We start from the raw sequence: 19,860 nt of genomic DNA, 5'->3' as shown, positions 1-19,860 counted from the left end.
CCCCGACGGGTCTGCCCGGACCCGCCCACCGAAGGAGCCCCCCACATGACCGAACGCCTCAACACCGCCCAGCCCTATGCGATCGGCCTGTTTCGCATAGTGACCGGCCTGCTCTTCCTCTGCCACGGCGCCGCGTCCCTGTTCGGCGTACTCGGCGGCGCCGCGGGCACCGACGGCGGCACGATCTCCGCCGGCACCTGGCCGGGCTGGTACGCCGCCGTGATTCAGCTGATCGGGGGAGGCCTGGTGATGCTGGGCCTCGGGACGCGGGGGGCCGCGCTCGTCGCGTCGGGCTCCATGGCGTACGCGTACTTCTCCGTGCACCAGCCCGTCGGCCTGTGGCCGATGATGAACGGCGGCGAGGCCGCGGCCATGTTCTGCTGGGCCCTCTTCCTGCTGGTCTTCACCGGCTCGGGCGCCCTCGGCCTGGACGCGCTGTTCGCCCGGCGTGGTGAGGCCGAGCGGAGGCCGGAGGCGTCGGCGGAGAGGCAGGAGTCGCCGGTCGCGGCATGACCGATGCCTGACCGGACGCTGAACCGGAGCGGCGTCTGCCCCATGGGACCCAGAGGGCAGACGCCGTTTCTCTGCTGTCCTGGCGCCCCCGATGAACCTTCTGTCACACCCAGGCGTACGCTGTGTGGCTCACGGGGGATGACGGGGAGTCGCAGTGCTGGAGAGTGTGGGGTCACTGACGGGCAGCCCATGGATCTACGCGATGGTGGCCGCGTCGATCCTGCTCGACGTGTTCGTTCCGGTACTGCCGAGCGGGGTGCTGGTCATCATGGCGGCGACGGCGGCGGCCGCGGGCTGCGGCGCGGCGACCGGCCAGGTCCCGACCGACGTCCCCGACATCCTGCTCCTCACGCTCTGCGCCACCACCGCGTCCGTGCTGGGCGACCTGGTGGCCTACCGCCTCGCCTGGCGCGGCGGCCCCCGCCTGGACCGCGCGCTGGCCCGCTCACGCCGCCTGAGCACCGCGCAGGAACGTCTCGGCACGGCCCTGGCCCGAGGCGGCGGCGCCCTGGTCGTCCTGGCCCGCTTCGCCCCCGCGGGCCGCTCGGTCGTCTCCCTCACCGCCGGCGCCGCCCGCCGCCGCCCCCGCGACTTCGTCCCCTGGTCGGCCCTGGCCGGCCTCACCTGGGCCACGTACAGCGTCGCCCTCGGCTACTTCGGCGCCCACTGGCTGGGCACGACATGGCTGACAACGGGCGTCTCGGCCCTGGCCCTCTTCGCCGCGGGCGCCGCAGCGACGTACTTCATGCGCCGCCCGCGGATGTCGGAGGCGGATCCGTCGTAGCAGGGGGCGGGCGTGGAACCGGGCTCCGGCGCGCGAGCTGCCGCGGCGACCGCACAACTCTGCCGCAACGACCACCAGCCGCACGGGAGTTGCCACGGCGACCACCAGCCACACCAGAACGCCCCAACAACCACCAACCGCGCGCACTGCCGCAGCGACCAGCAGGATGGTGTCCCGCCGAGTGGTGCAGGAATCCTGGCCTTGCTCCCCCGATGGCGCGTGTGGGGCCGAGGCGCCCGAGCGCCGTGCAGACCCGCACAGCCACAGGCACGCAAGCCCCCGCAGCCGCGCACACGCAAACCCGCGCAGCCGCAGCCCGGCACCAACCCGCGTAGCAGCCGCAGCCCGGCACCAACCCGCGTAGCAGAGGCGGCCCGCCCCACCCGCGTAGCTGCGGGCAGTCGTGCCGCTGGGGCGGCACGGGTGGGCGCAGCGGCGCCCGCCAGCGCGGGTGAGCGACCCCGCCCCCGCCCAGCGCCAGCACCTGCACCGGCCCGCCCCGCGACCAACGCTCACCGACCCCAGCCGGCACCGCCCACGCTCACCGACCCCAGCCGGCACCGCCCCCTACCCCGTCTTACGAGCCACCCCCGACCCCCGCACCTCCAACCCGCCCAGCAACTCCGCCGTAGCCTCGGTGATCACATCAACGGCCCGATCGAAAACCTCCCGATTGTGCGCGGCAGGCACCCGAAAACCGGAAACCTTCCGCACATACTGCAGAGCGGCAGCCCTGATCTCGGCCTCACTGGCCTCCTCGGGCAGCACAGGCGGACGTAGCGTCTTGATACTGCGGCACATACCCCCAGTCTCCCGCCCACCCCGACTCCCGCCCACCCCCGTAGAACCGCAGCCCTCAATTCCCGGAACCCCTCTGGCCCCCTCCCACTCCCCCTGCAATGATCCACTCCGAGGCGGCCACCTCCCCGGGGCCGACCGACGAGAGGAACCACACATGGCGCACGACAAGCTCACCGTGGCCGTCCTGGGCCCCGGCGGCGTGGGCGGACTGCTCGCCGCCCTCCTGGCCCGCGCCGGCCACCGCGTGATCTGCCTGGCCAGTGACACCACGGCCTACACCCTCCGCACCACCGGCATCCACGTCCGCAGCCCCCGCTACGGCGACTTCACCGCCCCCGTGGAAGCAAGCACGGAACTCCGCGAACCGGTCGACGCCTGCCTGATCACCGTCAAGCACACCACCCTCGACGCCGCACTCCCCCGCATCCCCGCCGCCACCCTCGGAGACGCCCTGCTCGTCCCGTTCCTCAACGGCGTCGAGCACCCCACCCACCTGCGCTCCCGCTACCGCCCCCACCAGGTGGCCCCCGCCGTCATCCGCGTCGAGTCCACCCGCGTCTCCCCGGGCGAGATCGAACACACCAGCCCCTTCGCCGAGATCGACCTGACCGGCGACCCCGTCCCCCGGCACCGCCTCGACACACTGGCCGCCGCCTTCACCACGGCCGACCTCACCACCCGCGTCCTGGACGACGAGGCGGCCACCCTCTGGGCGAAGATGTCGTTCCTCGCCCCCTTCGCCCTGCTCACCACCCGTTACGCCCTCCCCCTCGGCGACATCCGCACCTACCACCGCGACGAACTCACCGCCCTCGTCGCGGAAACGGCCGCCGTCAGCCGCGCCTGCGGCGGCCCCGCCGACCCGGCCGAGGCACTCGCCCGCTTCGACGCCTTCCCACCGGCCACCAAGTCGTCCATGCAACGCGACGCCGAGGCAGGCCGCCCCCTGGAACTGGACGCCATCGGCGGCGCGTTGCTCCGCGCGGCCGAACAGCACGACGTACCCACTCCCGTGGCGGCAAAGCTGGTACGGGAGTTGAGGGAAGCAGGCCTCTAGGGCGCATCGGTGGCGGACCCGGACCGGGACTCCGTGGCGGCGAGTGGCTGTGACCAGCACTCGTCCGAAACCGGCCAGGATGGACACGGAAGCGTCAGAAAGTCATGGCGGCCCGGTCGGACTCGCTGCGCAGAACGCAGAACTCGTTGCCTTCGGGATCAGCAAGGACCGCCCAGCCAGAGCCATCGGGATTCCGGAGATCGGCGACGAGGGTGGCGCCAAGGCCCAGCAGCCGTTCCACCTCCTGTTCACGCGAGGTCTCTGGGCGCAAACACAGATGGATCCGGTTCTTGATCGTCTTAGCCTCGGGCACCTGGTTGAAGTAGAGCACTGGGCCCTCCGCCAACAACACCTGGGTCTCCGGATCACCCGGTTTGTCTTCGGGATGCAGCGGACGGCCGGTCACCCTGCTCCAGAACCGGGCCAGCTCGTAGGCATCCGCACAGTCAATCGCCACGTTCTGCAATACCGAGACCATGCGCGCGAGACTTGCTGATTTTCGCTCCAGACGCCACCGAGTTGCGCTCGCTCCTCGCGCGTACAGCTCGGGCACCTGGCAGCTCCTTCGATACACGCCCTGGCGGTGACCCCCGCTCAGCAGACCTGCAAGCTCGACCACCGGCACCTCTCCCTGGCCCTGGAGGAGTCCGGCGCGGGCACCAGCCCCTACCGGACCCAGCACTACGACTGGTGGCACGCCACACTGCGCGACACCCTGGACCGACTCCCCGGCTTCACCGGCACCGACTTCACCGCCCACTCCTGAGCGGAGCAAGCACCCACAGTCCGTAGCCCAGGGGCCCCGCAGGCACACCCGTTCGCATGAACCGCCGTAAGAAACTCGCCACTCCAAATCGAACAGGCGTAGCATTACGGCCGTGGCTACGACCTACGACTTTCCTAGCGACCTCCGCGCCGGTCAGGAGGAGCTGCATCAGGTCCGGGCCGAACTGTCGGCCCTGCTGAAGCGGCTCCCCTGGTCGGTCGAGCCCCTGGACGGCTTCAGCGACGCAGGCGGCTGGCGCAAGATCGAACGCCCCGCCTCCCCCGGCTGGACGGCCGACGAGCAGGCCGAGGTCGAGAAGCTCCGCCGCCGCGAACGCGAACTCGCGATCTTCGTCAGCACCCACCGCTACTGGTCCGAACTCACCGGCCCCGACCGCGTGGACGCCCGAGCCAAACTGAAACACGCCGAGGAGACACCGCCGGTCCCGGAGCGGGATGCGTGACACAGACGGGGCACCTGAAGGTGTCTGAAACCGAACAAGGCCCAGATCTCCGGGTTCCCCCCGGTGACCTGGGCCTTGCTGTGTCCTGCGACGGGTGGGCGCGGACGGTTTCGAACCGCCGACATCCGCCTTGTAAGGGCGGCGCTCTACCGCTGAGCTACGCGCCCAGGACGAGTCGACAGCCTACCTTGCCCGGGGCAGTGCCCCGCAAACCCGTATCGCCGGGGGCGGTGTGTGGTGGGGCGGGGGTTAACCCCACCCCGGTTCCGGGAGTGGTCCGGATCCTCTGGTGGAGGCCGGGGCCGTACGGTCGAGGAGTCGCCTTCCCCGCCGGTTCCGGCCCCTACGGGAGGCGTCTCGCAGCCTGTCTCAGGGGGAGATCCGTCATGGCCCGTACCGCTTCCGCTTCCGTGCCCGCCCGCTTCGCCGTCGTCGCCGGTGCCGTCGTGGTCCTCGTCGCGGGTGTCACCGGCTGCGGTGCGGCCGCCGGGGACGACCGGGAGCCCGAGCGGCGGTCCTTCCCGCTGCAGGGCTCCACCCTCACCGTCGACTCCGACGACTCCGCCCTGGAACTCGTCGCCACGGACGCGGTCCCCGAAGGCCGTATCGACGTCACCCGCTGGTTCGAGGGCTCGGTCGTCGTGGGTGAGGACCCCAAGGTCACCTGGGCCATGGACGGCGACCGGCTGGTGCTGCGGCTGAAGTGCTCCGGCTTCGTCGCCGACTGCTCCGCCAAGCACCGCATCGAGGTACCGCGCGGCGTCGCCGTCGAGGTCAAGGACGGCGACGGCAGCGTGCGCGCCCGTGGCTTCCAGGAGGCGCTGAACATCCGCACCGGCGACGGCTCCGTCCGCGTCGACGACGCCACCGGCCCGCTGGACCTGCGCACCCAGGACGGTTCCATCCGCGCCGACGTCACCTCACGCCACGTCCGCACCCACACCGCCGACGGCTCCACCCGCCTCGAACTCGGCGCCGTACCCGACCTGGTGGACTCCCGCAGCGGCGACGGCTCCGTCACCGTCTCGGTGCCCCGGGCCTCCTACCGCGTGTCCGCCGACACCGGCGACGGCGCGGTCGACGTGTCCGTGCCCCGCGACGACTCCAGTCGGCACGTCGTCTCCGCCCGCACCGGCGACGGCAAAGTCACGGTCCGGACAGCGAACTAACCGCCCCGTGTGTTCGTCCTTAACCGGTGGGAGAATGACACCGGGCAGGGCGGATGACGGCACGGGAGAGGGATGTGACGGCGACACCACCTCAGCGGGACTCGCCGTCGATGCCGCGTGCGCACCGCTCACCCCGGGTGTCCACCGCGATACGTGACACCCTCACCCTGCTCTCTCTGCCGCTGGTGGCGGCCCTGGTACTGCCCGCCGCGTTCGCCGGCGGCGGCACCCGGCGCTGGTTCGGCGGCCGTGCCGAGAGCCAGCGTGCCGAGGCACAGGCCGCGAAGGACGCAGCCGCGGCCGCGTTCTACGAACTCGACACCGCCCAGCGCGATCTGCGCATCTCGATCGAGACGATCGCGGCCGTCGACGACTCCCCCGCCGCCCGCCGCGCCGCCGCCGACTTCGAGGCGCTCAGCCACCGCATCGACGAGGCCAGCCACCGGTACATCAACGCCGTCGACGCCCACGACCTCGACCGCGACGACCTGGAAGCCTCGGCCGCCGCCCGCGCCCGCACCGAGCTCACCCAGGCCAAGGACGAGCTCGGCCGGGTCAAGCAGGACCTGGACCGCTTCGCCGACGGTCTCGGCCCGCTGCTCGGCAAGGCCGAGACCCAGCTCGCCCGCCTGGCCCCCGCCGTCGAACGCGCCCGCCAGTCCCTGCTCGCCGCCTCGAACGCCCTGGACGCCGTACGAGGATCAGGGCTGAAGGCGGACGACCTCGCCGCCCGTCTCGCCGCCCTCGCCCCCGAGCTGACCAAGCTGAACCAGGGCGCCGGCCAGCACGGCGTCCCGCAGACCCTGGAACGGGCCGAGCGCGTCGCCCGGGAGGCCGAGGCCATCCGCGCGGAGGCCGAACGGCTTCCCGAACGAGCCGCCGAGATCGACCGCCGCCTGGTCTCCCTGCGCACCCGCGCCCAGGCCCTGACCACCCGCGCCGACCAGGTCGAACCGGTGCTCAGCGAGCTGCGACGACGGTTCACGGTGGCCTGCTGGGAGGACCTGCAACGCGTCCCCGAACAGGCCGCGGAGAGCGTCCGCCAGGCCGAGCTGAAGCTCACCGAGGCCCAGACGGCGCGCCAGGCCCAGCGCTGGCCCGACGCGACCGCCCTGCTGTCCACGGCCCGGGCCCTGCTGAACTCCACCGACGAGGCCGTCTCCGCCGCCGGGGACCGCCTCCGGCGGCTGAACGCCGTCCAGAAGGACCCCCAGCAGGAAATCGAACGGACCCGGTTCGCCATCCGCGACGCCCAGCGGCTCGCCATGGCCGGCCGCAACACCCCCGATCCCCGACACGCCCGCCCCCTGGACGACTCCGTCGGCCGACTGGAGCGCGCGATCGCCATCCTGGACGGCCGCCACCCGGACTACTGGCACTTCCTGACCGAGACGGAGGCGGTCCGGCAGACCGTGGCCCGAGTCGTCGCGCAGATCCGGGAAGAGCGCGGCGCCACCGCCCACTGACCCACCCGCCTCCTTGTCCGCGCTGAGCTGGGCCGGAGCCCGGATGTCGCCTCGCTGTGTTGCCCACCGGGCAGGGCGGGCAGATATTGAAGGGAAAGGGAAGCACGGCCTCCGCTATCGCCCCGAGGGAGGCGACATGGCCGCACACGCAGCGCACAGGGGAGAACGACGACGGATCCAGTTCGACAAGCACCTCCCCGTCGACCACCGGCTGAACCAGGTCTACCGCTTCGGCGCCGGACTGATGGGTCTGGTGCTGATCGCCTTCGGCATCCTCGGTCTGATCGGCAAGGTCGGCTTCTTCGACACCCGCGGTGACCAGGTCGTGGGCCTCAACACCAACGGCGCCCTGAGCGTCCTGTCGATCTGCGTGGGACTGCTGCTCTTCGTGGGCATGGTGATCGGCGGCAACTTCGCCTCGACGGTCAACATGCTGGTCGGCATCGCCTTCATCCTCAGTGGCTTCGTGAACCTGGGGCTTCTGGACACGGAGTACAACTTCCTGGCCTTCCGCATCCAGAACGTGCTGTTCAGCTTCGTCGTCGGAGTGGTCCTGATGTTCTTCGGGATGTACGGGAGGGTCGGCTCGGCCCTGCCCCACGACAACCCCTACTGGCGGGCCCGCCACCCCGACCTGGTCGAACCCGAGCCCCGCGAACTGGGCCGTGGGCGGGCGGTGGCGCTCGACGAGTCCCGGCGTCCGCCGGAGGACGCCCGTTAACCTGTGGGCATGCCTCGCTACGAGTACCGCTGCCGGACCTGCGGCGACACCTTCGAACTGAGCCGCCCCATGGCCGAGTCCTCCGCCCCTGCCACCTGCCCCACGGGCCACGACGACACGGTGAAACTCCTGTCGACCGTCGCGGTGGGCGGCTCGGCCTCGGCGCCGACGCCGCGTGCGGGCGGCGGGGGTGGCGGTGGCGGCGGTGGGTGCTGCGGCGGGGGTTGCTGCGGCTGACGCCGTCCGAGCCCGATCCCGGTCGTGGCCCGCTCCAGCTCCGCTCCTCAGGGTTTCTTCAGGTTCGGTTCTCTAGCGTGATCGTCATGACAGCCATCGCAGCGCAGACGGCACCACAATGGATCAACGAACTCATGGACACCCTCGGCGCACCGGGCGCCGGGCTCGCGGTAGCACTGGAGAATCTGTTCCCGCCGCTGCCCAGCGAGGTGATCCTGCCGCTGGCCGGGTTCGCTTCCAGCACGGGACGTATGAATCTGTACGCCGCGCTGATCTGGACGACGGCCGGCTCGGTGATCGGCGCGCTCGCGCTGTACGGCGTGGGGGCGATGCTCGGCCGTGACCGCACGCTGGCGATGGCGGCGCGGCTGCCGCTGGTGAAGGTCGCGGACATAGAGAGGACAGAGGCCTGGTTCGCCCGGCACGGGACCAAGGCCGTGTTCTTCGGACGGATGATCCCCATCTTCCGCAGCCTGATATCGGTCCCGGCCGGGGTTGAGCGCATGCGCCTGCCGGTGTTCCTGGGCCTGACGGCACTGGGCAGCGCGATCTGGAACACCGCGTTCGTCCTCGCGGGCTACGCCCTGGGCGAGAAGTGGACCGAGGTGACGGCCGTGGTCTCCACGTACTCGAAGGCCGTCCTCGCCGCGTCCGCGGTGGCGGTCGTGGCCTTCATCGGCATACGGCTCCTGCGCCCGGGCGGCGGCACGAGGAGGCGGGGGCGCGGCGGTGGGTCGGCGGCTGCATCGGCGGTAGGTGCGACTGTGGATGGGGGCATCGGCGGGAGAGCGGGTGCGGAGCGGAACTCGACGGGTACAGCAGGATCGGACATGAGTGCAGGCGGGGGCGCGATTCGTAGGTAGTGGCGTCGTCGTCAGCCCGGATGCGGGCGTTGACCGCGGGCGGGGACAGATGAGCCGCATGGAACGATCACCGCTGCCCTCGGACGACCCCGCACCGAGCGCGCCGACGCGGCCCGCAACCAGGCGGCGCGGGCGGAGACGCACGCCGGGGGGCTTGACCCCAGGCACGCACCCGAACGCGGAAGCGGCCTCACGGCCGGGCGTGCGGTGAACGGGCAGCGCAACTGCGGGCACGAGCGGGGTGGGGGCGCAAGCACGGGTGCCGACACAAGCGCGGGTGCGACGCATGCACGGATGCCGACGCAAGCACGGTGTCCACGCAAGCATGGGGTGCGACGCAAGCACGGTGTCCACACAAGCATGGGCGCGACGCAAGCACGGGTGCCGACGCAAGCATGGGCGCAACGCAAGCACGGGTGCCGACGCAAGCACGGGCGCGACGCAAGCACGGGTGGGGTCGCGAGGCAGCCGGGGCAGCGACCGCTTGGACGGCCGCCAAGGCAGGCAGGAGGGCGAGCGCAGGCACGAAGGCGAGCGCAGCGCGAGGGAGGCGAGCGCAGGCACCAGGGCGAGCGCAGCGTGCCGCGTATGCGCTGGTGCGGTCGCGAGCGTCGGCATGGCGCCGCCACACGGACGGACCCGAGCGCAAGCCCCGCACCACCACGCAGACCGACCCAAAGCCCAAGCCCCGCACCACCACACAGACCGACCCAAAGCCCAAGCCCCGCACCACCACACAGACCGACCCAAAGCCCAAGCCCCGCACCACCACACAGACCGACCCAAAGCCCAAGCCCCGCACCACCACACAGACCGACCGGGCCCAAGCCCGCGCAGCCCCCAGCGGCGCGGCGCGGGCGCAGCCCCGCCCACGTCGGCGCAGGCCGGGCCGTGCGCGGGGATGTAAGCGCGGTCCACGCCGCCTCCGCGCCGACGGCGCCCCGTCGCCAGCGGCGCGTCGACGGGCGAAGGGAAAGTGCGGGTTCCGTCGCTACGCGCGGTCCCCCGACGCTCGTAGGAACTCGCGCAGGATGCGTTCGCCCGCCAGGACGCCCCGCTCCGGAAGAGACGTGATGTCGGGGGCGGTCCAGCCGCTGTCGGCCAGTTCGCCGTGGCTCGGGCGCCAGCCCTTGTCCGCGGCGAGGAGGAGGTCGGCGTCGAGGAGGGAGTCGCCCGCGGCGAGGGTGAGGTCGGCGCCGGTGCGGCGGGCGACCTCGTGCACGGCGGCGCTCTTGGTGAGCGGCTTCGGCACGGCGTAGATCTTGCGGCCCTGGAGGGAGACCGTCCAGCCGCGGTTCTCCGCCCACACGGCCAGCTCCTTCACCCAGTCCTCGGGGAGCAGTTCGCGCTCGACGACGAGGTAGGCGAAGAGGTCGTCGGCGACCCGGTGCTTGCGCACCCACACCGGGTCAGCGGCCCTCAGCAGGTGTTCCTGCACCTCGGCCAGCGACGCGCACTCGTCGGCCAGCCGTGCCGTGACGCTCGCGTGCCAGCCGGGGTCGGGGACACCGTCCACGAGCAGATGCCCGCCGTTGGCGCAGATCGCGTACTTCGGCATGGGGCCAGGGAGGTTGATGCGGAGGTACTGCTTGCGGGTACGGGTCGTGGTCGGCACGAAGACCGCGGCGTCGGCGAGCTCGGTGAGCAGCCCCGCCGCCGTCTCGGTCATGTACGACAGCGGCTTGCTCTCGTGCACCTCGACGCACAGCAGCCTGGGCGCTCGCGCGTCCGGCATGGTCAGCGACAACGCGGCGGAGGAGTAGATGAGCGTACGGTCGAGGTCACTCGCCACCAGCACCGGCATCAGACAGCCACCGCCTTTCCGTCGGCGCCCGTCGCGCCTCGTGTGTACTTGGGATGGATCAACCCCACGCAGGTGTACGGGAGTTCGTCGACCTCCTCGACCGGCACGCCGCGCTGCTCGGCCAGCAGCCGGACGTGGTCGAGGTCGGGTCCCGCCCCGGCCCGGGCCAGGATCTTCCAGGGCACGCGGCGCAGCAGCACGCGGGTGGTCTCGCCGACGCCGGGCTTGACGAGGTTCACGTCGTGGATGCCGTACTCCTCGCTGATGCGCTCGACGGCGGCCCAGCCCTCCCAGGTGGGGGTGCGGTCGGCGGACAGCAGTTCCTTGGTGGCAGCGTCCACCGCGTCGGTGACCTCGTCGAAGCGGGTGGAGATGGCGTCGAGGAAGGCGGTGGAGACGTCGGCGCCGGCGAGTTCGCGGTAGAACTTCGCGCCGTGGTAGTCGTGCGGGCCGACCAGGTCGGCGCGCAGGACGGTGCGGGATATCAGGCCGGACACCGTGGAGTTGAGGCAGGCGGAGGGGATGAGGAAGTCCTCGCGGGTGCCGTAGGTGCGGACGCATGAGCCGGGGTCGGCGAGGACGGCGATCTCGGGGTCGAAGCCGGTGGTGCTTTCGGCGTCCTCGAACTCGCGCAGGGCGGTGGCGAGTTCGCGGGTGATGGCGCCCTTGCCGGTCCAGCCGTCGACGAAGACCACGTCGCGCGGGTCGTGCCGGTCGGCCAGCCAGCGCAGCGCGTTGGCGTCGATGCCGCGGCCGCGGACGATGGACACGGCGTAGTGCGCCAGGTCGAGGCCGTGCCGGTGCTGCGCCCAGCGGCGCATCAGGACGCCGACGGGGGTGCCGGCGCGGGCGAGGGAGACGAGGACGGGGCGGGGGGAGCGTTCAGCGAGGACGGTCTCGGTCACGACGCCGACGGCGTGGGCGATGCGGGTGGCGGACGTCTCCAGGGCCGCGTGGAACAGCGCCTGGTACTGCTCGCTGGGCTGGTACTCGACCGGCAGCGACTCGGCGTAGTGCGCGCCGCCGCTCTGGATCGCCTCCTCGCGCTCCTCGGTCGGCGCCTCCAGGGTCACGTCCGACAGGTCCTGGAGCAGCCAGCCGACCTCGTCGGGCGCGTAGCTGGAGAAGGCGGGGCCGCGAAGGGGCTCGGGCAGCATGGCGGGCCTTTCGGGGGCGGGCGGGGCCGCGGGGACGTACGACGGGACGACAGCGAGGAGGACGTGCGGGGTGTGCTGCGCGAGCTGGGCGAGGAGGCCGTCGGGGGCGTGCAGGGCGGGGGTGTCGGCGGTGGAGTCGACGACGGTGATCACGGCGTCGAAGGCGCCGCCGGCGACGTTGTAGGCGTAGCGCTCGCCGGGGCCGTCGGCGGGGTTGTCGTGGGCCGGGAAGACGAGGCGGGTGCGGATGGCATAGCCGGGGTCGTCGACGGCGAGGACGGGAGAACGGGTGGTCGTGGAGAAGCGGATGTCCGCAGCAGGGACGAGCTGCTCCAGCTCGCGGGCGAGGCGCAGCGGGGCGTACATCAGCTCCTCGAAGCCGAGGACCAGGACACGCCGGGCCTCGGGCGGCACCGCCTCGGCGAGACGGGCGCCCATGGCGGGCAGGGCGTTCTCCAGGCGTCTGCGATGAGCGGCGGTGAAGCCGTGCCGACCGCCGTCGGGCACCCCGGCGGGCCAGCGCAGATCGACCCGGGCGACTCGCCCGCGCTCGGCCACGACCGGCCCGGCCCGACCTGCGTCGGCCACGCCGACACCGGCCGACTCGGCCCCGGCCGCCACAGCACCGGGCTCCGCCACAACGGACGCGCCCTGCCAAGGCTCGGCGCCCCCGGCCGGGGCCTGCCCGGTCTGGGCCACCCCGGCCGCGGCCTGCCCAACCCCAGACACCTGTCCCACACCCTGCTCATACTCCGCGACCAGCGCCTGCCCCTTCTCCAGCACCCCGTCCGGCAGCCGTACCCTCCCCCGTGCCGCCGTGACCAGGTCGATGCGGGTGCCGATCTCGGTGGCGAAGTCGGTCAGGCGGTTCTGGTCGGCGGTGGAGCGCATGTCGACCAGGGCGACCACGGCGTACCGGTCGCGGGGGTAGCGCTCGTGGAGGGCGCGGATGGTGTTGAGGATGGTGTTGCCGGTGGAGAACTCGTCGTCGACCAGGACCAGCGGGCCGTCCCCGGCGAGGAGTTTCGGGTCCTCGGGGAGGAGGAGGTGGGACGTGGCGTGCGAGTGGGACTCCTCGAAGCCGCCGGCCCGGGCGACGCCGGGTACGGGACGGCGGGTGGAGTGGAGGTAGGGGGCGTGGCCGAGGCCGTCGGCGACGGCGTGGCCGAGGCCGGTGGCCGTCTCGGCGTAGCCGACGACGACGGCGGAACGCGCCCGGGCGGTACCCAGCAGCTCCCGCACCCTGCGCCCGAGGGCGAAGCCGGAGCCGTACACGACGGACGGGGACTGCGGGACGTGCTTGCCGAGCACGTTCGACACGAGGAGGTGGGCGCGCTTGGGGTTGCGCCGCAGGGCGAGCCCGAGCAGGTCGGTGAGGGTGTCGTCGCCCACGAGTTCGACCCCGAGCCGCTCGGCGACCCAGCTCCCGGACCAGACGCCGCGGCTCTGCTCGACCCGGTTGGCTCCGTCGTTCACTGCCTTGTCCATGCGTTCCTTGTGTTCAGCCGTGCTCAGCGGTCTTCACGTTCGTGCTCAGCGGTCTCGGGCTCGTGCTCAGCGGTCTCGGGCTCGTGCTCAGCGTTCTTCAGAAGGGCTTCAGAAGGTCTTCAGCGATCTTGGAGCGTTCGAAGCCTCGGCAAGACCCATACGGCGTTCAGCCGGGAATCCCCGCGGCGAGCAGTTCCACGAAGCCGATCTCCTCGTTGGCGACGCCGAAGACCTCGGCGCGCAGCAGGGTCCGCTCGGCCCAGGCGCGGTGTGGCTTCACCTCGTTCATCTTGTTCGTGTACGCCGACCTCAGCACTCCGCCACCCAGCCGTTCCGGCCGCAGGATGTCCTGCGCGTCGCTGAACTCCTCGTGACTGACGACCGACAGCGCGTGCACCGGCAGGACGTGCGAGGGGTGGATGCAGGTCTTGCCGAGCAGACCGTTGGCCTGGTCCAGCGTAATCTCCCGCAGCAGCCCGTCCATGGCGTGCTCGATCAGGGCCTCGCGAAGCTCCTCGGCCTGACCCTCAAGGAAGGGGCTGCGCCGCAGCTGGGGCTTGAACATACGTTCCTGCACCCGGAAGTACTCCCACACCGGCCCGGTCACCGTGAAACCGGTGCCGTCGGCCCGCCCCAGCATGTTCACCACGTCGGCGATCACGGAGGCGACGATCTGGACGTCGTACGCGGTCATGTCGGGGGCTCTGCGCAGCCCGTACGACGAACAGAAGTCCGTGACGCCCAGCCGCAGCGCCAGCACCCGGTCCCGGTACTTGTCGACGGCCCGGAAGATGCCCTCCAGGGTCTCCACCCGGGACTCCCGGTACAGCAGCTCGGGGGACTCCAGGACCGGCATGGCGAACAGTCGCCGTCCGCCGGCCGTCTCGGCGGTGGTGAGGGCCTCCAGGAAGGGGATGCCGCGCTCCTCGGTGAACTTCGGCAGTACGAAGCCGGACAGCAGCCGGACGGCGGGGCCGAGGCGGCGGACCAGGTCGGGGATCTGCTCGGGCGTGCGGACGCGGATGAACAGCAGGGGGAGCTCGGCGCCGGAGGTGCGCTCGGCGAGCTCGGCGAACTGGCGTACGAGGTTCTCCTCGCCGACCAGGACGTCCCCGTCGCCGATCGAGTCCTCCAGGCACAGCACCATCGAGACCACGCCACGGTCGGTCTGCTTGACGATGTCCTCGGCCAGCCGCGGCCGGGTGGCCGGGCTGTACAGCGTGGCACCCAGGGCCGCGGAGAGCAGCCGGGCCGGGGAGTCGGCGGTGAACCGGCACGGCTCCCGGTAGAACAGGCGCTGCCGCACCTCAGGGGCGATGTGCCCGAAATGACGCATATGACTCCCCCGTGGTGCTTGAGTGGCCTGGGTACCGGCCGAAGGTGGCCGGTAATAGTACGTAGAAGTCCATGTCATGGGTTCCCGCGGGGCATGAATTTCAAGTAACGCAGGGACGGGCAACGCTGTTTCGGCAGCGCTGCGGGGCGGCCCGGGACCTGTCGACCCCGCGTTGTCGTGAGCAGGACGGAGAGGGCAGGATGACCGCATGACGCACGCGATGTTGAAGGGGTCGAACGTCCCGCTCGAAGCCACGACGGTGCGCGCCGTGCTGCGCTGGACGCCCGGGCAGGGGGTCCCGGATGTCGACGCCTCGGCGCTGCTCCTCGGCCCCGACGGTCGTGTGCGCTCCGACGAGGACTTCGTCTTCTACAACCAGCCCCGGCACCCCTCCGGGAAGGTGTGGCGGCTCGGCAAGAAACGGGGTGCCGAGGGCCTGACCGACACGATCCAGACAGATCTGTCCGGTGTCGAGTCCGACGTCAGCCAGATTCTTCTGGTCGCTTCGGCGGACGGGGTGACCTTCGATCGCGTACGGTCACTGCGCATCGTGCTGTACGACGCGGCGGCGCCCGAGGCGGAGCCGCTGGCGTACTTCGACGTCAAGCCGGAGACCGGGCAGGAGACCGCGCTGATCTGCGGGGAGCTGTACCGGCGTGGGGAGCGCTGGAAGTTCCGGGCGCTCGGTGAGGGGTATTCGAACGGGCTGAAGGGGCTGGCGACCGACTTCGGGATCTCCGTGGACGAGTCGGAGGCCGCGGAGGAGGGGGCGGCGACCGGCGGGGAGGGTACGTCCGCCGCCGCTCAGGCGGGGCCCGAGATGTCGCGGCCGCTGCCGCCGGAGCAGCCGACGGCGGTGGTGCCGCAGCAGACCACGCAGCCGGCGTACGGCTATCCACAGCAGCAGCAACAGCCGGCGGCGACGCAACCGGCGTACGGCTACCCGCATCCGACCAGCCGGCCCGCCTACGGCTACCCGCAGCCCTCACCGGCGACCGCCCAGTCCGGGTACGGCTATCCGCCGCCGGTCCCGGTGCCCGCGGCCCCGGACCCCGACTTCCGGCTGCCGCCGCAGGGCCCCCAGTTCATCGGCCGCTGAGCGCTCCGCCGTGAGTGCCGCGATGTGCCGTCCATCGTCTGCGGCGCCGTCGTGGCGGGTCACGCCCGCGCGGCGGAGCCGCACATCGATACCGCCCCGCGCCCCTTCACGGGCCGGGCCGAGTCCGCTGCAGTGCGTGCCCTCCTCAGCGCTGCGACTTGATCTTGTGCCCCCTCCCCCACTGCAGCCCCCACCCGTACAACCGGTCCAGCTCCGCCTGGAAGCCGTAGACGAACTTCACCTCGCGCCGCACCCACACCTCGTTCTTCACGTTCTCGATCATCACGACCGCGCAGGAGCGGGCCTGGGGGTGGCGTTCGTCGAGGCCGATCTCGATGCGGGGGCCGTTGCTGGGGTAGAGCGTGACGATCGCGTGGGTGCGGTCGAACGCGGGGGTCTGGTCGTAGATGTAGACGAACACCAGTAGGCGCTTTATCGCCTCGTGGTGGTCGAGATTGACGTAGATCGTCTCACCGGACGCCGAGCCGAACCGGTCGTCGCCGCTGAGTTTGACGTACGGCGGTGCGTTGACGTCGCCGAGGTAGCCGCCGAGGGGCTGTACGACGCCCTTGGTGCCGTCCTGGAGCTCGTACAGGCAGCCGAGGTCGAGGTCGACGTTGACCATGCTCTGGCTGTGGCCCATGACCTCCGGCGGCTTCAGGGCCTTGAAGGGGTGCCGCAGCAGGCTCTCCCGCTGGGGCCCGCCGATGTCGGAGCTGCGCATCCGCCAGGTCAGGTTGATGCGCAGATGCCCGGTTGCCGCCCCCTGTCTGGTGAGCGACACCTGGCTGTGCCGCTTGGTCAGCTCGATCGCGTTGCTGGCCGCGCTGCCCGAGTCGAACTCGGCCGTGCGCCCGCGCCAGAGCCCGTCAAACAAGCCCATTCCGCCCCCCACATTCCCCAGTCACCGTGCCGTGCCCGACAAGAACCGACGGGGCGGCCGTCGAGGACATCTCGTCGTCCTCGACGGCCGCCCCGCACAGAGCGTTCCTCACCCGGACGGGCGTCACACCCCGGACGCGACCTCAGTCTTGTCGTCCGAACCGGCCTTTCCCTCGGCGGCCGCCATCGCGCGGTTGCGGCGGATGGAGGACCAGAAGGAGGCGGCGATCAGGACGACGCCGATCAGGCCGGTGATGATCTCGGAGATCTCGTACCGGATGGTGACGAGCAGGATCACCGCGAGCGCGCCGATGGCGTAGTGGGCGCCGTGTTCCAGGTAGACGTACTCGTCGAGGGTGCCCTGGCGGACCAGGTAGACGGTCAGCGACCGGACGTACATGGCGCCGATGCCGAGGCCGAGGGCCATCATCACGATGTCGTTGGTGATGGCGAAGGCGCCGATCACGCCGTCGAAGGAGAAGGACGCGTCCAGGACCTCCAGGTACAGGAACATGAAGAACGCGGCCTTGCCGGCCAGCAGCATGACGGGCTTGCCGGTGCGCTTGGCCTCTTCCTCCTGCTCGTGCTCGCGCTCCTCCTCTTCCTCCAGCTTGTTCTCGAAGAAGCCGGAGAGACCACCGACGATCATGTACGTGATGAGGCCGGCGACACCGGAGAGCAGAACCGTCTCCGCCTTGTTCGCGGGCCCGGCGTGCAGGTGGGCGTGGGTCGCGAAGGTCATCGCGGTGATCAGCAGGATGATCAGGGCGATGCAGACCGACAGCATGTCGATCCTGCCGAGCTTGGCCAGCGGGCGCTCCAGCCAGCCCAGCCACTTGATGTCCCGCTCCTCGAAGATGAAGTCCAGGAAGATCATCAGCAGGAACATGCCACCGAAGGCCGCGATCGCCGGGTGGGCGTCGGTGACGTACTCCTGGTAACGGTCCTTGTCGGTCAGGGCGAGGTCGACGGCCTCGATCGGACCGAGCTGCGCACTGACGGCGACGATGACGACGGGGAAGACCAGCCGCATGCCGAAGACGGCGATCAGGATGCCGATGGTGAGGAAGATGCGCTGCCAGAAGGCGTTCATCTTCTTCAGGATTCCGGCGTTGACCACTGCGTTGTCGAAGGACAGCGAGATCTCGAGGATGGAGAGGATCGCCACGATGCCGAAGGCGGTCCACCCCCCGTAGAAGATCGCCGCGACCAGGCCGAGCGCGGTGACCGCGAACGACCAGCCGAAGGTTTTCAGAACCACTGGCTACCCAATCCTCTGTGGACGGGGCTTCCCCGCGCCACGCTCGGCTTTACGAAACTTTTGAAGCCGAAGTCTAGTCGGCCGCCCCCGGCGCCCCACCCGGCCCTGGTTTTTGCTCATATCGCGTGCTCGTACGCGCTAGGAGACGTTGACGCCGAAGTCCAGGGCGATGCCCCGCAGACCCGAGGCGTACCCCTGTCCCACCGCTCGGAACTTCCATTCCCCCTGGTAGCGATAGACCTCACCGAAGATCATGGCGGTCTCCGTGGAGGCGTCCTCGCTGAGGTCGTAGCGTGCGAGTTCCTGGCCGTCGGCCTGGTTCACCACGCGGATGAAGGCGTTGCTGACCTGGCCGAAGGTCTGGCCGCGCTCGTCGGCCAGGTGGATCGAGACCGGGAAGACGATCTTGTCGCACTGGGCGGGCACCTTGGAGAGGTCGATCAGGATCGACTCGTCGTCGCCGTCGCCCTCGCCGGTGAGGTTGTCACCGGTGTGCTCCACCGAGCCGTCCGGGCTCTTGAGCTGGTTGTAGAAGATGAACCACTCGTCGCCCAGCACCCGTCCGCTGCCGCACACCAGGGCGCTGGCGTCGAGGTCGAACGGGGCTCCGGTGGTGGAGCGCGCGTCCCAGCCGAGCCCGACCACCACCTGTGTGAGGTTCGGCGCGGCCTTGGACAGGGAGACGTTGCCCCCCTTGGCGAGCGTGACGCCCATGATGCTGGTCCTCCCCTGGGTGCTGCCTGATGTGGTTGTCCTGCGCGTCCGGCGCCGCACGCAAACGTGCGGCGCCGGACGGGCGGAGCGAAAGGGACGGCTCAGACGTTGACGCCGAAGTCCTGCGCGATGCCGCGCAGTCCGGAGGCGTACCCCTGGCCGATGGCGCGGAACTTCCACTCCGCGCCGTGCCGGTACAGCTCGCCGAAGACCATCGCGGTCTCGGTGGAGGCGTCCTCGGAGAGGTCGTAGCGCGCGATCTCGGCGCCGCCGGCCTGGTTGACGACGCGGATGAACGCGTTGCGGACCTGGCCGAAGGACTGCTGGCGGTTCTCGGCGTCGTAGATGGACACCGGGAAGACGATCTTCTCGATGTCGGCGGGGACGCCGGCCAGGTTGACCTTGATCTGCTCGTCGTCGCCCTCGCCCTCACCGGTGAGGTTGTCGCCGGTGTGCTCGACCGAGCCGTCCGGGCTCTTGAGGTTGTTGAAGAAGATGAAGTGCTGGTCGCTGACGACCTTGCCGGAGTTGTTCAGCAGCAGCGCGCTCGCGTCGAGGTCGAAGTCCGTGCCGGTCGTGGTGCGCACGTCCCACCCCAGACCGACGATGACCGCGGTCAGGCCGGGGGCCTCCTTGGTCAGCGATACGTTGCCGCCCTTGCTGAGGCTGACTCCCACGAGTCCTCCATTGGTGTCCAGGGGCGGGGTGCCCCGTCGTGCGTTGTTGTCGGATGAAACGAGTCGATCCTAGTGACGGGTTCCCGGCCGTCGTAGGCCCTGGGACCGACCAATCACAGGGTGTCGAGGGCCTTGACGTACTCGTTCAGATCACGGGCGTCCGGCAGGCCGTTGACAACGGTCCAGCGGACCACGCCCTCCTTGTCGATGACGAAGGTGCCGCGCACCGCGCAGCCCTTGTCCTCGTCGAAGACGCCGTACGCGCGGCTGACCTCGCCGTGCGGCCAGAAGTCGCTGAGCAGCGGGTATTCGAAGCCCTCCTGCTCGGCGAAGACGCGCAGGGTGTGGATGGAGTCGTTGGAGACGGCGAGCACCTGGGTGTCGCGGCCCTCGAACTTCGGCAGGTTGTCCCGGACCTCGCACAGCTCGCCGGTGCACACGCCGGTGAAGGCGAAGGGGTAGAAGAGCAGCACGACGTTCTTCTCGCCGCGGAAGTCCGCGAGCCGGACGGCCCGGCCGTGATTGTCCTTCAGCTCGAAGTCGGGGGCCTTGTCGCCGACCTGGATCGCCATCGTCGTCCCTTCGGTGGGGCTGTTCGGGTG

General features: G+C 70.8%; 21 protein-coding genes and 1 tRNA gene. 11 read left to right on the top strand and 11 right to left on the bottom strand.

Annotation, left to right across the window (positions count from 1 at the left end; genetic code table 11):
- The first annotated feature begins 45 nt into the window (after positions 1–45).
- Together KWI83_RS23185 and KWI83_RS23180 are read left to right on the top strand one after the other, a co-directional pair.
- Positions 46–513 (top strand): DoxX family protein, encoded by a 468-nt coding sequence (locus KWI83_RS23185; protein WP_218516304.1) that lies wholly within the window; start codon positions 46–48, stop codon positions 511–513.
- A gap of 154 nt (positions 514–667) precedes the next feature.
- On the top strand, positions 668–1,297 hold the full coding sequence (locus KWI83_RS23180; protein WP_218516303.1) for a DedA family protein: 630 nt from the start codon (positions 668–670) through the stop codon (positions 1,295–1,297).
- Between the two features lie 567 nt (positions 1,298–1,864).
- On the opposite strand, the gene KWI83_RS23175 is transcribed toward KWI83_RS23180, so the two are convergent.
- A complete protein-coding gene (locus tag KWI83_RS23175; protein ID WP_218516302.1) occupies positions 1,865–2,098 on the bottom strand; it encodes a DUF2277 domain-containing protein in 234 nt (77 codons plus the stop codon).
- A gap of 154 nt (positions 2,099–2,252) precedes the next feature.
- Here KWI83_RS23175 and KWI83_RS23170 point away from each other — a divergent pair, with 154 nt between their 5' ends.
- A complete protein-coding gene (locus KWI83_RS23170) occupies positions 2,253–3,155 on the top strand; it encodes a ketopantoate reductase family protein (RefSeq protein ID WP_218516301.1) in 903 nt (300 codons plus the stop codon).
- Positions 3,156–3,249: 94 nt separating this feature from the next.
- Here the strand turns inward: KWI83_RS23170 and KWI83_RS23165 are convergent, their stop codons facing one another.
- Positions 3,250–3,633 (bottom strand): VOC family protein, encoded by a 384-nt coding sequence (locus KWI83_RS23165; protein WP_218516388.1) that lies wholly within the window; start codon positions 3,631–3,633, stop codon positions 3,250–3,252.
- Between the two features lie 105 nt (positions 3,634–3,738).
- Here KWI83_RS23165 and KWI83_RS23160 point away from each other — a divergent pair, with 105 nt between their 5' ends.
- Positions 3,739–3,921 (top strand): hypothetical protein, encoded by a 183-nt coding sequence (locus KWI83_RS23160; protein ID WP_218516300.1) that lies wholly within the window; start codon positions 3,739–3,741, stop codon positions 3,919–3,921.
- A 112-nt stretch (positions 3,922–4,033) separates the two neighbouring features.
- A complete protein-coding gene (locus KWI83_RS23155) occupies positions 4,034–4,384 on the top strand; it encodes a hypothetical protein (protein ID WP_218516299.1) in 351 nt (116 codons plus the stop codon).
- Positions 4,385–4,479: 95 nt separating this feature from the next.
- On the opposite strand, the gene KWI83_RS23150 is transcribed toward KWI83_RS23155, so the two are convergent.
- Positions 4,480–4,551 (bottom strand) — tRNA-Val (locus tag KWI83_RS23150).
- 219 nt (positions 4,552–4,770) lie between these two features.
- Between KWI83_RS23150 and KWI83_RS23145 the strand changes: the two genes are divergently transcribed.
- The 5 genes from KWI83_RS23145 to KWI83_RS23125 all read left to right on the top strand — a co-directional run bounded on the left by KWI83_RS23145 (position 4,771) and on the right by KWI83_RS23125 (position 8,840).
- Entirely contained in the window at positions 4,771–5,553 is a 783-nt protein-coding gene (locus tag KWI83_RS23145) for a DUF4097 family beta strand repeat-containing protein (RefSeq protein WP_218516298.1), read from the top strand.
- Between the two features lie 74 nt (positions 5,554–5,627).
- Complete coding sequence (locus KWI83_RS23140; RefSeq protein ID WP_218516297.1) at positions 5,628–7,019, top strand: hypothetical protein; 1,392 nt, start codon at positions 5,628–5,630, stop codon at positions 7,017–7,019.
- 136 nt (positions 7,020–7,155) lie between these two features.
- Positions 7,156–7,740: a DUF4383 domain-containing protein gene (locus KWI83_RS23135; protein WP_218516296.1), complete on the top strand. Its 585-nt coding sequence runs from the start codon at positions 7,156–7,158 to the stop codon at positions 7,738–7,740.
- A gap of 9 nt (positions 7,741–7,749) precedes the next feature.
- Positions 7,750–7,977 carry a zinc ribbon domain-containing protein gene (locus KWI83_RS23130; protein ID WP_218516295.1) on the top strand — a complete coding sequence of 76 codons (228 nt, stop codon included), beginning with the start codon at positions 7,750–7,752 and terminating at the stop codon, positions 7,975–7,977.
- Between the two features lie 86 nt (positions 7,978–8,063).
- The gene (locus tag KWI83_RS23125) at positions 8,064–8,840 is read left to right on the top strand and encodes a DedA family protein (protein WP_218516294.1); all 777 of its coding nucleotides are present in this window, start codon (positions 8,064–8,066) and stop codon (positions 8,838–8,840) included.
- Positions 8,841–9,831: 991 nt separating this feature from the next.
- Here the strand turns inward: KWI83_RS23125 and KWI83_RS23120 are convergent.
- From KWI83_RS23120 to KWI83_RS23110, 3 genes are all read right to left on the bottom strand, one after another.
- Positions 9,832–10,644: an HAD family hydrolase gene (locus KWI83_RS23120; protein ID WP_218516293.1), complete on the bottom strand. Its 813-nt coding sequence runs from the start codon at positions 10,642–10,644 to the stop codon at positions 9,832–9,834.
- Positions 10,644–13,289: a phosphoribosyltransferase gene (locus KWI83_RS23115; protein WP_218516292.1), complete on the bottom strand. Its 2,646-nt coding sequence runs from the start codon at positions 13,287–13,289 to the stop codon at positions 10,644–10,646. The genes KWI83_RS23120 and KWI83_RS23115 overlap by 1 nt, the downstream gene beginning before the upstream one ends.
- Positions 13,290–13,455: 166 nt before the next feature.
- Entirely contained in the window at positions 13,456–14,625 is a 1,170-nt protein-coding gene (locus KWI83_RS23110) for an HpcH/HpaI aldolase/citrate lyase family protein (protein WP_218516291.1), read from the bottom strand.
- 208 nt (positions 14,626–14,833) lie between these two features.
- On the opposite strand from KWI83_RS23110, the gene KWI83_RS23105 reads away from it, so the two are divergent.
- Positions 14,834–15,724, top strand: a complete 891-nt coding sequence (locus tag KWI83_RS23105; RefSeq protein ID WP_218516290.1) for a TerD family protein — start codon at positions 14,834–14,836, stop codon at positions 15,722–15,724.
- Positions 15,725–15,869: 145 nt separating this feature from the next.
- Here the strand turns inward: KWI83_RS23105 and KWI83_RS23100 are convergent, their stop codons facing one another.
- The 5 genes from KWI83_RS23100 to KWI83_RS23080 all read right to left on the bottom strand — a co-directional run bounded on the left by KWI83_RS23100 (position 15,870) and on the right by KWI83_RS23080 (position 19,830).
- Positions 15,870–16,607, bottom strand: coding sequence for a Tellurium resistance (locus tag KWI83_RS23100; RefSeq protein ID WP_218516289.1), 738 nt, complete (start codon positions 16,605–16,607; stop codon positions 15,870–15,872).
- A 123-nt stretch (positions 16,608–16,730) separates the two neighbouring features.
- Positions 16,731–17,867 carry a DUF475 domain-containing protein gene (locus KWI83_RS23095; RefSeq protein ID WP_218516288.1) on the bottom strand — a complete coding sequence of 379 codons (1,137 nt, stop codon included), beginning with the start codon at positions 17,865–17,867 and terminating at the stop codon, positions 16,731–16,733.
- Between the two features lie 138 nt (positions 17,868–18,005).
- A complete protein-coding gene (locus KWI83_RS23090; RefSeq protein WP_218516287.1) occupies positions 18,006–18,581 on the bottom strand; it encodes a TerD family protein in 576 nt (191 codons plus the stop codon).
- 101 nt (positions 18,582–18,682) lie between these two features.
- Entirely contained in the window at positions 18,683–19,258 is a 576-nt protein-coding gene (locus tag KWI83_RS23085) for a calcium homeostasis/redox stress adaptation protein (protein ID WP_218516286.1), read from the bottom strand.
- A 113-nt stretch (positions 19,259–19,371) separates the two neighbouring features.
- Positions 19,372–19,830 carry a peroxiredoxin gene (locus KWI83_RS23080; RefSeq protein ID WP_218516285.1) on the bottom strand — a complete coding sequence of 153 codons (459 nt, stop codon included), beginning with the start codon at positions 19,828–19,830 and terminating at the stop codon, positions 19,372–19,374.
- Positions 19,831–19,860: the final 30 nt, after the last annotated feature.

The sequence above is a fragment of the Streptomyces sp. TRM70350 genome, assembly GCF_019219825.1.
Lineage (GTDB): Bacteria > Actinomycetota > Actinomycetes > Streptomycetales > Streptomycetaceae > Streptomyces.
The sequence above is the reverse complement of the archived record's forward strand: the minus strand, read 5'-3'. Positions and strand labels throughout refer to the sequence as shown.